Source organism: Rhodopseudomonas sp., from assembly GCF_048594845.1.
In the GTDB taxonomy this organism is placed as follows: domain Bacteria; phylum Pseudomonadota; class Alphaproteobacteria; order Rhizobiales; family Xanthobacteraceae; genus Rhodopseudomonas.
In genome coordinates this window covers 51,097-64,253 of sequence record NZ_JBMDXE010000363.1, presented here as the reverse complement: position 1 = coordinate 64,253, position 13,157 = coordinate 51,097, and the positions used below count along the sequence as shown (strand labels likewise).

The following is a 13,157-nucleotide window of genomic DNA, read 5'->3' as shown; positions in this document are numbered from 1 at the left end:
CGCGCGCTTCAGCTTGATGAGGGGCGTGTTGCCGATGGCGTCGACGACGTCGTTCTTGATGATCATGATGTCCGAAAGCGTGAGGGCCGGTTGCGGGCCCTCAACCTAGGAGACGTGGCGGCGCGAGACAAGGCAGCCTGCCGCATTGCCGGGCAGCCGGAAGATGCGTGGTAAACGGCGGGATCAGTTCGCTTTTGCGAACACCACCTGACGGACGTCGATGTTCCCCGACAGGAAGCCGGCCTCGCAATAAGCCAGGTAGTATTCCCACAGCCGGCGAAACCGATCGTCGAAACCTTGCGACGTCAGGTTCGGCCATGCGGCGCGGAAATTGTCTCTCCAGGTCGCGAGCGTCCTGGCATAATCTTCCCCAAAAATGCGCTCGCGGATGACGGGCACGCCGAACTTCTCGCCGAGCGATTTCAGGATCTCCGGCGACGGCAGCATGCCGCCGGGGAAGACGTAGCGCTGGATGAAATCGACCTCGCGGCGATAGGCGTCGAAGAAGCGATCCTGGATGGTGATCGCCTGGATGCCGACCAGCCCACCGGGCAGCAGCCGGTCGCGCAGTTGTGAGAAATATTTCGGCCAGAACTGCTCGCCGACGGCCTCGATCATCTCGATCGAAGCGATGCGGTCGTATTGGCCGCGCTCGTCGCGATAGTCCTGCAGCTTGATCTCGACCTTGTCGGCGATGCCGGCACGCTGCATGCGCGCTTGCGCGAAATCGCGCTGTTCCTTGCTGATGGTCAGTCCGACGACGCGCGCATCGAATTGCGTCGCGGCGTATTCGGCGAAGCCGCCCCAGCCGCAGCCGATCTCCAGCACGGTCTGGCCCGGCCGCAGGTCGATCGCTTCGGCGAGCCGCTGATATTTGTTGATTTGCGCCGCGGTGAGGTCGTGGGTGTGATCCTCGAACAGCGCCGAGGAATAGGTCATGCTCGGATCGAGCCACGCCGAATAGAACGCGTTGCCGATGTCGTAATGCGCGTAGATGTTCTTGCGGGCCTGACGCTTGGTGTTGCGGTTGAACCAGTGCCGGACCATCTGGACGAACCGCATCAGCGGATTGTCGCCGAGCATCGCCTGAATCAGCTCATGGTTGACGCAGAACAGATACAGGAACTGCGTCAGGTCCGGCGTGTCCCAATCGCCGTTGAGATAGGCCTCGGCGATGCCGATATCGCCGCCATTGATCAGCCGGCTGGCAAACGCATAGTTGTGCAGCCGCATCTCGGCGGCGGGGCCCGGCTCGGCACCGCCCATCCGGAAGCGGCGGCCATCGGGTAGGGTGACGTCCAACGTGCCGCGGCGAAGACGCGCGCCGAAGGCCAAGGCCATCCGCACAACGCGCGGCAGGCCCGTCAGCTGGGTGTCGACGTTATCAGGGGTGAGTGTCACTAACTCGCGCATTTCTGTTCCATCAGGGCGCCCAGGCCGCACGGATGGAAGCGCCGGGCTCACACTTTATGGAGTATAAGCATCGCGCGGGCGTGCTGCAAAGCCGGTTGGAGGCGTTGCAGGTGGGCGCGGCACCAGTCGTGCGCCCTTGACCCACAGCCGCAGCGCTTCCCAATGGATCGCAGCCATCACCTTCAGCGTCATCAGCGGCAATGCGACGAACGCACGCAGCAGCGACGCCGTGGATAGCGGCTGGCGTCGGCCGCTGAAGGTCGCGGCGAGCAGCGGTCCGCCCGCGTCAGTCTCGAGGATCCGCAGCTTCACCACGTCGCCCGGCGGCGTGATGCGGAAGTGATAGCGCATCGCCATCTCGATGAAGGGCGAGACGTAGAACAGCTTGTCCTGCGCCTGCCGCAGCCCGGCGGCTGAGATGTCCCCGGGACGGACCGGCAGCACATACGGGTGAATATCGCCGAAGGTGTTGCGGACCTCGTACACCACCAGCGCCAGCATCCCATCTGCCGCGTAGCAGAAATAGACCGACAGCGGATTGAAGGTGTAGCCCAGCAGCCGCGGATAGGTCAGCAGCAGCACGCGGCCGCCGGTGAGATCGACGCCTTGGGCCGCGGCGCAGCGATCGATATACGCGCGCAGCGGCGAGCCGTCGCGTTCGCCGTGATCTTTCTCGTAAAAGCTGTACAGCGCGCGCCGGTTGACGCCGAACAGCGGCGACATTCGATCTGCCGCCGCCAGCCGGTCGAGATCGATCAGCAGCGACATCACCCGGTAGTTGAAGCGATGCCCCATCGGCTTCAGCCGCGCATGCATGACGTCGCCAACATACAGCGAGGCCGGAGCGTCGCCGGTCGTCGCTGCTACAGTGTCGGCTGGACGAGGCGTCATGCTGGCTGCTCTTATTCCGCCGCCTGGCTGAATTCGGTCGGTGGGCCGCGCCACGGCACCGGCGCCCCGAGATTTTCCGCCACCGCGAGGCCGGAGCGCAGGCCATCTTCGTGGAAGCCGTACCCGGTCCAGGCGCCGCAGAACCACGTGCGGCGCTGGCCCTGGATTTCGCCGATCCGGCGCTGCGCGGCGAACGCCTTGGCGGTGTATTGCGGATGGTCGCAGGCGTAGCGGCCGAACGTCAAGGCCGGGTCGGGCGCGAAGGGCGGGTTGAGGCTGACGAACAGCGGCTTGTCGGAGTCGATGCCCTGCAGCCGATTCATCCAGTAGGTCACGGCGACGTCGTTCACCGGTGAGTGCGCGCGCTGCCAGCGCAGGAAATTCCACGATGCCCAGGCGCGCTTGCGCTTCGGCATCAGCCGCGGATCGCGGTGCAGATAGACGAGATTGGGCGCGTAGCCGATGCTGCCGAGGATCTCGCGCTCGTCGTCGCTCGGATCGCTCAGCATCTCCAGTGCCTGGTTGCTGTGGGCGCCGATCACCACGTGGTCGTAGACATCGGTGTGGCCGAGGCTGTCACGCACGATCACCCCCTGCGGCGTGCGTTCGATGCCGGTCACAGCCGCGCCGAGCCGGAGCCGGTCGCCGAACGCGGCGGTGAGCTTCTCGACATAGCGGGCACTGCCGCCCTTCACGGTACGCCAGATCGGGCGCTCGTAATGCAGCAGGCGATGGTTGTTGAAGAAGGCGACAAAATTCTCGGCCGGGAAATCCAGGATCTCCGCCGCCGGCGCCGACCAGATCGCGGCGCCCATGGGCGCCAGATAATCGGTCAGCAGCCGCGGGGCGAAACCGCGGCTTGTGAAATATTCGCCGAGAGACAGGCCGGCGAGGGCGCCCGACTTGAAGTCGGCGACGCTCTGCTCATTGAAGATCAGGATGTGCCGCAGCATCCGCAGATAGGACGGCGACAGCAGGTTGCTCGGCTGCGCGAACAGGCCGCGAGCGGTCTCGAGCCAGTTCGAACCGCCGCCCTTCCATTCGAATCGGCCCGAATCGGCCGACACGGCAAAGCTCATGCAGCTCTCGACCGTCTCGACGCCGAGATGGGCGAACAGGGCGGTGAGATCGGGATAGTTGAGCTGGTTGTAGACGATGAAGCCGATATCCACGGGAATCGGTGTGCCGTCATAGTCGACCGTAACGGTGTGGCTATGGCCGCCAGGACGCAGCTCACGCTCATAGACCGTCACCGGGTATCGCGACGACAACGCCCAAGCGGCGGCATTGCCTGCGATTCCCGTTCCAACAACTGCAACCCGCATTCCCGGCCCCCTCAGCCCACCACTGGTTCCCGAGTTACGACGGGCCTCCGCCAGGGTTTCAGCTCTCTCAGGGCTGAGCCGCAGCGAGCCGGCAGGGTCGATCCACAACGGCAACGAACAGATGAAATCTTTGTAAGCTTTGCCTTATCTAGGAACTCGGTCAAGTTGGGGAAAACCCCATAAAACAAGGCGATACCTGCGATAGGATGCAGACAGCCGCGGGCGCGCGGAAACATTCTGTCACCAGCGCCGCACCCGACGGGTCTGTGCGGCGCGCATTCTGCCGGCTAAAGTGCCGGCGGGCTTGAGAAAGTGTTTTCCGAGAGCAGGTTGCGAGTGACTGGCAGAGAGCATCGTCCGCCGTTCGGTCAGGTGCGAGGTGCGTGGCGATCCGCCGCGCCCAGCGACAGGTCGCGCCCTGCATGAGCCCAGCGCTGCGCAGCTTCGGCCAGTCACTGCGGATGATGGCGGCGTCGGCGCTCGTCGTCTCGGCGGGCGGCTGCATCCTGACCAAAGACCTGCCGGATCCGGCGCTCGATGTGCCGCCGCGCTACAAGGCGGTCTCGACGAGCGCAATCGACCGGCCGCCGTCGCTCGACTGGTGGCGCGGCTTCCGCTCGGCGGAGCTGACGCAGCTGATGGAAGAGGCGCAGACCGTCAATCTCGACATCGCCGCCGCGACCGCACGAATCCTGCAGGCTGACGCGCAGGCCCGCATCACCGGCGCAGCGCTGCTGCCGTCGCTCACCGGCAATGGCAGCGGCTCGCAAAACAAGACCTCGGGCAGCAACATCCAGAACACCACCATCGCGGGCCGGCGCTACGCGACCTATTCGGCGTCGCTGAGCGCCAGCTACGAAATCGATTTCTGGGGCAAGAATCACGACGCGGCGCTTGCTGCCGAGGAAACCGCGACCGCGAACAGGTTCGACCGCGACACCGTGGCGCTGACCACGATGGCGAGCGTCGCCAACGCCTATTTCCAGGTGCTGGCTTCGCAGGACCGCATCCGGACCGCGCGCGAGAACATCGCCAGCGCGCAGCGCATCCTCGACGCGATCAAACAGCGCCTCGCCGCCGGCACCGGCAGTGATCTCGACGTCGCGCAGCAGGAAAGCGTGCTCGCCAATCAGCGCGCCGCCGTGCCGCCGCTGCAACTGACGCTGGCGCAGAACCTCAACACGCTGGCGACGCTGCTGGCGCGGCCACCGGAGAGCGTGAAGATCGTGGGTGGTTCGCTGAACAGCCTGGGGTCGCCCCGGGTGACCCCAGGCCTGCCGTCCGAATTGCTGACGCAGCGACCGGACATCCGCCGACAGGAGGCTCAGCTTGCCTCGGCGACAGCCAATGTCGGCAACGCCCGTGCGCAATTCTTTCCCAGCATCACGCTGACCGGACAGGGCGGATACCAGAGCGCGGTGCTGGCGTCGCTGTTCACGCCGCAGGCGACCTTCTCCAATCTCGCCGCCGGTCTGACGCAGCCGATCTTCGACGGCGGCCGCATCCAGGGCAATTTCGATCTGACCAAGGCGCAGCAGGACGAACTGCTGCAGACCTATCGCAAGACTGTGGTGTCGGCCTTCGCCGACGTCGACAACGCGCTGGAGTCGATCAAGCAGAACACCACGCGGCTGCGGCTGCAGCGCGACGCGGTGGCGTCGTCACGCCGCGCCTTCAATCTCGCCGAGCAGCAACTACGCGCCGGCACCGCGGACATCGTGACTGTTCTCAACACGCAACTGACACTATTTACGGCTGAGGATACGCTGATCCAGACGCAGCTTGCGCGCTATCTGGCGATCGTCAGCCTGTTTCAGGCACTCGGGGGCGGCTGGGAGCCGAGGATGGAAAGGCCGGTCAATGCTCTTTAAACCGGACTCGAAGGATGCGTCCGGGAAGGATGCCGAGGCCAAAAGCAGTCTGGCGTCGCGGGCGCGGCGGCGGATCGTTTCGCTGCTGGTGACCGCAGTTATTCTGGGCGGGCTCGGCTATATCGCCTGGAGCGCCTTCCAGACCAAGCCTGCCATGATGGGCCGTGGCAATGGCGGTCCGGGCGGGCGTCCCGACATGTCGGTGCCGGTGCTGGCCGCCACGCCGAAGATCGAGGACGTGCCGGTTTATCTCGACGGTGTCGGCTCGGTGCGGGCGCTCAACACGGTGACGGTCCGGGCGCAGGTCGACGGCAAGCTGATCTCGGTGAACTTCACTGAGGGCCAGGACGTCAAGGCCGGCGACGTGCTCGCCGAGATCGATCCGGTGATCTATCAGGCCGCCTATGATCAGGCCGTAGCCAAGAAGGCGCAGGACGAGGCGCAACTCGCCAATGCGCGGATCGACCTGACGCGCTATCAGCAGCTCGCCGCGTCGAACGCCGGCTCCAAGCAGCAGGCCGACACTCAGAAGGCGACCGTGGCGCAGCTGGAGGCGCAGGTGCGCTCGGATCAGGCGGCGATCGACAATGCGGCCGCAACGCTGAGCTACACCCAGGTGGTGGCGCCGATTTCGGGACGCGCGGGCCTACGCCAGGTCGACAAGGGCAACATCGTCAAGTCGGCCGATACGACCGGCATCGTGGTGCTGACGCAGCTGCAGCCGATTGCGGTCTGGTTCAGCCTGCCGCAGCAGCAGATCGTCCGCGTCAACGCGGCGGCGGCGCAGCGCACGCTGCCGGTCGATGTGTTCGGCAATGATGGCGTCACCGTCGTCGACACCGGCACGCTGAAAGGGATCGACAACCAAGTCGACCAGACCACCGGCACGGTGAAGCTGAAGGCGGAATTTCCCAACGCCAAGTATCAGCTTTGGCCCGGCCAGTTCGTCAACGTGCGGCTGAAGGTCGAGACGCTGGACAAGGTCGTGGTGATCCCCACCTCCGCGGTGCAGCGCGGTCCGGCCGGCACCTTCAGCTACGTCATCGATCAGGACAACGTCGTGCACGCGCGTCCGGTCAAGGTGACGCAGCAGAACGAGACCGAAGCGGTGATCGCCAGCGGGCTGACGCCTGCCGACCGCGTCGTCACCACTGGCTTCGCGAACCTGTCCGAGGGCGCCAAGGTCAGCATCGGCGACGCCAGCCAGGTGCCGACGGCCGATCTCGCCCCGCAGAAACGCCGCCGTGGTCCGCCCGGCGCCGAAGGCCAGAAGGGGCAGGGCGACAACGCCTCGGGCGAGCACGGCAAGCGTCGCCGCGAGGGCGGAGCGGGCGCGCAGAGGGCTGCGCCGTCCGGCAATGAATCGTCGGGGTCGGCGAAGGCGCCGTGAGCGCCCGCCGGATCCCGGCAGAGCTGAACCCGCAGCCATGAGGTTGCATCCATGAGCGTGTCCGAGCCGTTTATCCGGCGCCCGATCGCGACCTCGCTGCTCGGCGGCCTGCTCGGCTATCTGTCGCTGCCCGTTTCGGCGCTGCCGCAGGTCGATTTTCCGACCGTGCAGGTTACGACCCAACTGCCTGGCGCAAGCCCCGATGTGGTCGCGTCGCTGATCACCGCGCCGCTCGAGCGGCAGCTCGGCCAGATTCCGTCGCTGACGGCGATGAACTCGACCTCGTCGTACGGCGTCAGCCAGGTCCAGCTTCAGTTCGACCTCAACCGCGACATCGACGGCGCGACCCAGGACGTGCAGGCCGCGATCAACGCCGCCGCCGGCATCCTTCCGAAGAACCTGCCGTACCCGCCGGTCTACGCCAAGGTGAACCCGGCCGACGCGCCTGTGATGACGCTGGCGCTGACCTCGAGCACGGTGTCGCTGCGCGGCATGAGCGATGTCGCCGACACCATTCTGGCGCAGCGGCTCGCGCAAATCACCGGCGTCGGCCGTGTCTCGGTGCTCGGCGGGCTGAAGCCGGCGGTGCGGGTGCAGGCCGATCTGGCCCGGCTTGCCGCCTATGGCATCTCGATGGAGGACCTGCGCACGGCGATCGCCGGCGCCAACGTGTCCGGCCCAAAGGGCTCGCTCGACGGCGCGCAGCAGGCCTACACCATCGCCGCCAACGACCAGATCGCCGCTGCGGACGCCTATCGGCCGATCATCGTCGCCTATCGGAACAGTTCACCGGTGACGATCGGCGATATCGCCCAGATCAGCGACGGGCTGGAGAACAAGCTCACCGGCGCCTGGTACCAAGGCGAGCCGGCGGTGATTCTCGACATCCAGCGCCAGCCCGGCGCCAATGTCATCGAAGTCGTGCGCGGCATCCGCGCCGAGATTCCCAAGCTGCAGCGCGTGGTGCCGGCGGGGATCAAGCTCACCGTGGTCAGCGATCGCACCGAGACGATCCGCGCCTCGGTCAACGATGTCCAGTTCACGCTGCTGCTCAGTGTCGGGCTGGTGACGCTGGTGGTGTTGCTGTTCCTGCGGTCGATGCGCGCGACGATCATCGCCGGCGTGGCGCTGCCGCTGTCGCTGATCACCAGCTTCGGGGTGATGTATTTCGCCGGCTTCAGCCTCGACAATCTGTCGCTGATGGCGCTGACGATCGGCACCGGCTTCGTCGTCGACGACGCCATCGTGATGATCGAGAACATCGTCCGCCACATGGAGGAGGGCGAGAGCCCGATGCAGGCGGCGTTGTCGGGCGCCAGGGAAATCGGCTTCACCGTAATCTCCCTGACGATGTCGCTGATCGCGGTGTTCATCCCGCTGCTGTTCATGTCAGGCCTCGTCGGCCGGATGTTCCGTGAATTCGCGCTGACGCTGACGATCGCTGTGGTCACTTCGGCGATCGTGTCGCTGACGCTGACGCCGATGATGTGCTCACGGCTGCTCAAGCATGCCCACGAGGAGCGGCAGATTCCGGGCCTCGCCGCCATCACCCGCTGGATCGACCGCGGCGCCGAGGCCTATCACCGGAGCCTGCTGTGGGTGCTGAAGCATCAGCCCGCGACGCTGGTGGTCACCTTCCTGACCATCGTGGCGACGCTGCTGCTTTATGCGGTGGCGCCGAAAGGCTTCCTGCCGCTGCAGGACACCGCCTCGATCACCGCGGTGACGCAGGCCGGCCAGGACGTGTCGTTCTCCGAGATGCAGGCGCGGCAGACCGAGGCCGCCGAGGCGATCAAGGCCGATCCGGATGTCGTCGGCGTGGTCTCCGTGGTCGGCGCCGGCTCGGTCAACCCAACGCCGAATGTCGGGCGGCTGGTGATGACGCTGAAGCCGCGTGGCCAGCGCAAGGCGGACGTCGGCGAGGTGATCGAGCGGCTGAAGCAGCGGGTGGCGCCGATCCCCGGCATGACGGTGTACTTCCAGGCGGTGCAGGATGTGCAGATTTCGACCCAGTCGAGCCGGTCGCAATATCAGTACACGCTGACCGCGACCGATTCCGCGCTGTTGTCCGAATGGGCCGCGAAGCTCGTCGCCGAATTGCGCAACGATCCGCTGTTCCGCGATGTCTCGTCGGAGGCGCAGGAAGGCGGGCTGCGCGCCGCGCTCGACATCAACCGGCAGCGGGCCGGCCAGCTCGGTGTCAGCATCCAGGCAATCAACGACACGCTCAACGACGCCTTCGCGCAGCGCCAGATCTCGACGATCTACGGCCAGGCCAATCAGTATCGCGTCGTGCTGGAAGCGATGCCGGTCTACCAGAAGGATCCGTCGATCCTGTCCAAGCTCTACGTGCCCGGCACCGGCGACGCCCAGGTGCCGATCTCGGCCGTGGCCGAGCTGAAGCGCACCACCGCGCCGCTGGCGATCTCGCACCAGGCGCAATTCCCTTCGGTCGCGCTCAGCTTCAACCTTGCCCCGAATGCATCGCTGGGCGAGGCCGTGAACGAGATCAAGGTGATTGAAGAGCGCATCGGCATGCCGGGCAGCATCGCCGGGGTGTTCTACGGCGATGCTGCCGAATTCTCGAAGTCACTCGCGGGCCAGCCCTGGCTGATCCTGGCCGCGCTGGTGACGATCTACATCGTGCTCGGCGTGCTGTACGAGAGCTTCATTCATCCGATTACCATCCTGTCGACGCTGCCGTCGGCCGGCGTCGGCGCCATTCTGGCGCTGATGCTGGTCGGGCAGGACCGGTCGGTGATCGGGCTGATCGGCATCATCCTGCTGATGGGCATCGTCAAGAAGAACGCCATCATGATGATCGACTTCGCGCTCGAGGCCGAGCGCACGGAGGGCATGTCGTCTTACGACGCGATCGTGCAGGCATGTCTGCTGCGTTTCCGTCCGATCATGATGACCACGCTGGCGGCGCTGTTCGGCGCACTGCCGCTCGCGGTCGAAAGCGGCACGGGTTCCGAGCTGCGGTTTCCGCTCGGCATCTCGATCATCGGCGGCCTGCTGCTCAGCCAGTTGCTGACGCTTTACACCACGCCGGTGATCTATCTGGCGCTCGACCGCATCAACCGGCGGTTCGAGCGCGCGGTGCCGCCGGCGACACCGTCACCGCCGCTGGCCGGTGCGGGGGAGGCGCCGTAATGGCCTCGATGTCCGAGCCGTTCATCCGGCGGCCGGTCGGCACCACGCTGCTGGCGATCGGGCTGTTTCTGCTCGGCGTCGTCGCCTACGCGTTTCTGCCGGTGGCGTCGGTACCCAATGTCGACTTTCCGATGGTGATGGTGTCGGCGTCGCGCCCCGGCGCCGCGCCGTCGGTGATGGCCGCGACCGTCGCCGCCCCCCTCGAACGGCGCCTTGGCGAGATCGCCGGCCTGTCGCAGATCACCTCGACCAGTTCGCTCGGCACCACGCGCATCCAGCTCCAGTTCTCGCTCGGCCGCAGTCTCGACAAGGCCGCGCGCGACGTTCAGGCCGCGATCAATGCGGCGGTGAGCGACCTGCCGACCGACCTGCCGACGCTGCCGACCTTCCGCAAGTTCAACTCGGCGGCGGCGCCGGTCTATATCCTGGCGATGACCTCCAAGACGATGCCGGCCAGCGCACTGTACGACGTCGCCGACACCGTGCTGGCGCAGCGGATCTCTCAAGTGCCAGGTGTGGGCGACGTCACTGTGTCGGGCGCCGACCAGCCGGCGGTGCGGATCGCGCTGAATCCGGTGGCGCTCTCCCATGCGGGGATCGCCACCGACGACGTCCGCACCGCGATCGTCAACGCCAATCCGCTCGGGCCGGTGGGCATGTTCGACGGTGGCCGGCAGAGCGAGACGATCTCGACCAACCGGCAGATGCGGACCGCGGCGGAATTCGGCGACATCATCATCAAGAGCAATTCAGGCAACACGCTGCGGCTGTCCGACGTCGCCACGGTGTCGGATGCCACCCGCAACCGCCGTCAGATCGCCTGGTACAACAAGCAGCCGGCCGTGCTGATTCAGATTACCAAGCAGGGCGACGCCAACGTCATCGAGACCGTCGATCGGGTGAAGGCGCTTCTGCCGGAATTGAAGAAGTGGATTCCCGCCTCGGTGGATATCTCGGTCGTCACCGACCGGACCGGCACGATCCGCGCCAGTGTCGACGACATGCTGTGGACGCTGCTCGCCACCGCGGTGCTGGTGATGGTGGTGGTGCTGACCTTCCTGCGACGGCTGACGCCGACCATTGCGGCGGGCATCTCGGTGCCGCTCGCGTTGGCCGGCACCTGCGCGGGCATGTGGCTGGTCGGCTTTTCGATCAATAATCTGTCGCTGATGGCGCTGGCGATCGCGGTCGGCTTCGTGGTCGACGACGCGATCGTGATGATCGAGAACATGTATCGCAATCTCGAACACGGCATGGAGCCGATGCGCGCGGCGATCGAGGGCGCTAAGCAGATCGGTTTCACCGTGCTGTCGATCAGCCTGTCGCTGGTCGCGGCCTTCGCGCCGCTGATCTTCATGGACGGCATCGTCGGCCGGCTGCTGCGTGAATTCTCGCTGACGCTGACCTTCGCGATCGCGGTGTCGACCGTCGTGTCGCTGACCGTCACGCCGATGATCTGCGCGCATTTCATAAAGGCCGAGACCGCACCGCGCCAGCCGCGCTGGTACGACCGCGTCGTCGAGGGCACGCTCGGCCGCATCGTCAATTTCTATGCTTGGACGCTGCGCGCGGTGCTCGGCTTTCCCGGGCTCACAATGCTGGTGTTCCTCGCCACCATCGCGCTGACGGTGACGCTCTACGTCAAGGTGCCGAAAGGCTATTTCCCGATCGACGATTCCGGATTCGTGATCGGCGCGACCCGGGCGTCCGCCGACGTGTCGTTTCAGTCCATGCGCAAGATGCAGGAGCAACTCGCCGATATCGTGATGGCCGATCCGGCGGTCGCCGGCGTCGGCTCGGTGCTCGGCGGTGGCGGCGGACCGGGCGGCGGCGGCTCCAACCGCGGCACGATGTTCATCAACCTCAAGCCACTGGCGGAGCGCGATGACGTCACAACCCAGCAGGTGATCGACCGGCTACGCCGCAATCTCAGCCAGGTGGCGGGCATCCGGCTGTTCATGTTTGCCGCGCAGGACCTGCGCGCCGGCGGCCGGCAGAGCGACTCCGACTATCAGTACACCATCTCCAGCACCGACCTTGACCTGTTGCAGAAATGGGCGCCGATCGTCGCCAAGCGGATGCAGACCGTCGACGGCATCACCGACATTTCCAGCGATCGCGACGATGGCGGGCTCGAGCTGACGCTGTCGATCGACCGCAGCATGGCGTCGCGGCTCGGCGTCGCCGTGCAGGACATCGACAACGCGCTCAACAATGCATTCTCGCAGCGTCAGATCGCGACGATCTACACGCAGCGCAACCAGTACCAAGTGGTGCTCGAGATCGATCCGAAATTTCAGAACGATCCGACCGATCTCGACCACATCTTCGTTGCCGGCAGTGACGGCGCGCAGGTGCCGCTGTCGGCTGTGGTCCACGCCAAACGCGGACTGTCGCCGCTCGCGGTGTTCCACTCGCAATCGATCCCGTCCACCACGGTGTCGTTCAACCTTCTGCCCAACGTGCCGCTGCAGACGGCCACCAGCAATATCCAGCGCGCGGTCGACGAACTGCATATGCCTGAAGGCATCCGCGGTTCGTTCGACGGCAATGCGGGCGATTTCGGCGCGACCTCCAACAAGCAGCCGCTGCTGATCCTGGCGGCGCTGATTGCCATGTACATCGTGCTCGGCGTGCTCTACGAGAGCCTGGCGCACCCGCTGACGATCATTTCGACGCTGCCTTCGGCGGGGCTCGGCGCGCTGCTCGCGCTGCAGGTCACCGGAACGCAACTGACGGTGATCGCGTTCGTCGGCATCATCATGCTGATCGGCATCGTCAAGAAGAACGGAATCATGATGGTGGACTTTGCGCTGGAGGCCGAACGCGTGCGCGGCATGTCGTCCGCGGACGCGATCTACGAGGCCTGCATCGTCCGCTTCCGGCCGATCCTGATGACCACCATGGCGGCGCTGTTCGCGGCGATCCCGCTGGTGGTTGCGGTCGGGCCGGGCACAGAGTTGCGCCGGCCGCTCGGCATCACCATCATCGGCGGCCTGTTCGTGTCGCAGATCCTGACGCTGTATACGACGCCGGTGATCTATCTGTTGATCGACCGGATGCGACGGCGGCGCGGGTCTGCGCCCGTTGCGGTGCCGGCGGAGTAAGCGC

At 65.8% G+C, this 13,157-nt stretch carries 7 protein-coding genes; 4 read left to right on the top strand and 3 right to left on the bottom strand.

Going from position 1 to position 13,157, the window contains the following annotated elements:
- Positions 1-183: 183 nt before the first annotated feature.
- The 3 genes from ACOJTD_RS25040 to ACOJTD_RS25030 are packed head-to-tail and all read right to left on the bottom strand — an operon-like array spanning position 184 to position 3,629.
- A complete protein-coding gene (locus tag ACOJTD_RS25040) occupies positions 184-1,413 on the bottom strand; it encodes a class I SAM-dependent methyltransferase (RefSeq protein WP_420135550.1) in 1,230 nt (409 codons plus the stop codon).
- A gap of 54 nt (positions 1,414-1,467) precedes the next feature.
- Complete coding sequence (locus ACOJTD_RS25035; protein ID WP_420135549.1) at positions 1,468-2,304, bottom strand: DUF1365 domain-containing protein; 837 nt, start codon at positions 2,302-2,304, stop codon at positions 1,468-1,470.
- Positions 2,305-2,315: 11 nt separating this feature from the next.
- Positions 2,316-3,629, bottom strand: coding sequence for an NAD(P)/FAD-dependent oxidoreductase (locus ACOJTD_RS25030; RefSeq protein WP_420135548.1), 1,314 nt, complete (start codon positions 3,627-3,629; stop codon positions 2,316-2,318).
- A 422-nt stretch (positions 3,630-4,051) separates the two neighbouring features.
- On the opposite strand from ACOJTD_RS25030, the gene ACOJTD_RS25025 reads away from it, so the two are divergent.
- The 4 genes from ACOJTD_RS25025 to ACOJTD_RS25010 are packed head-to-tail and all read left to right on the top strand — an operon-like array spanning position 4,052 to position 13,153.
- Entirely contained in the window at positions 4,052-5,500 is a 1,449-nt protein-coding gene (locus ACOJTD_RS25025) for an efflux transporter outer membrane subunit (RefSeq protein WP_420135547.1), read from the top strand.
- A complete protein-coding gene (locus ACOJTD_RS25020) occupies positions 5,490-6,890 on the top strand; it encodes an efflux RND transporter periplasmic adaptor subunit (protein ID WP_420135546.1) in 1,401 nt (466 codons plus the stop codon). Before ACOJTD_RS25025 ends, ACOJTD_RS25020 begins: the two co-directional genes overlap by 11 nt.
- 51 nt (positions 6,891-6,941) lie before the next feature.
- Complete coding sequence (locus ACOJTD_RS25015; RefSeq protein WP_420135545.1) at positions 6,942-10,046, top strand: efflux RND transporter permease subunit; 3,105 nt, start codon at positions 6,942-6,944, stop codon at positions 10,044-10,046.
- Positions 10,046-13,153, top strand: a complete 3,108-nt coding sequence (locus ACOJTD_RS25010; protein WP_420135544.1) for an efflux RND transporter permease subunit — start codon at positions 10,046-10,048, stop codon at positions 13,151-13,153. The genes ACOJTD_RS25015 and ACOJTD_RS25010 overlap by 1 nt, the downstream gene beginning before the upstream one ends.
- Positions 13,154-13,157: the final 4 nt, after the last annotated feature.

Coding starts and splice junctions, on each gene's coding strand:
- ACOJTD_RS25040 (WP_420135550.1), bottom strand. CDS start 1,413: ATGCGCGAGTTAGTGACACTCACCCCTGATAACGTCGACACCCAGCTG.
- ACOJTD_RS25035 (WP_420135549.1), bottom strand. CDS start 2,304: ATGACGCCTCGTCCAGCCGACACTGTAGCAGCGACGACCGGCGACGCT.
- ACOJTD_RS25030 (WP_420135548.1), bottom strand. CDS start 3,629: ATGCGGGTTGCAGTTGTTGGAACGGGAATCGCAGGCAATGCCGCCGCT.
- ACOJTD_RS25025 (WP_420135547.1), top strand. CDS start 4,052: ATGAGCCCAGCGCTGCGCAGCTTCGGCCAGTCACTGCGGATGATGGCG.
- ACOJTD_RS25020 (WP_420135546.1), top strand. CDS start 5,490: ATGCTCTTTAAACCGGACTCGAAGGATGCGTCCGGGAAGGATGCCGAG.
- ACOJTD_RS25015 (WP_420135545.1), top strand. CDS start 6,942: ATGAGCGTGTCCGAGCCGTTTATCCGGCGCCCGATCGCGACCTCGCTG.
- ACOJTD_RS25010 (WP_420135544.1), top strand. CDS start 10,046: ATGGCCTCGATGTCCGAGCCGTTCATCCGGCGGCCGGTCGGCACCACG.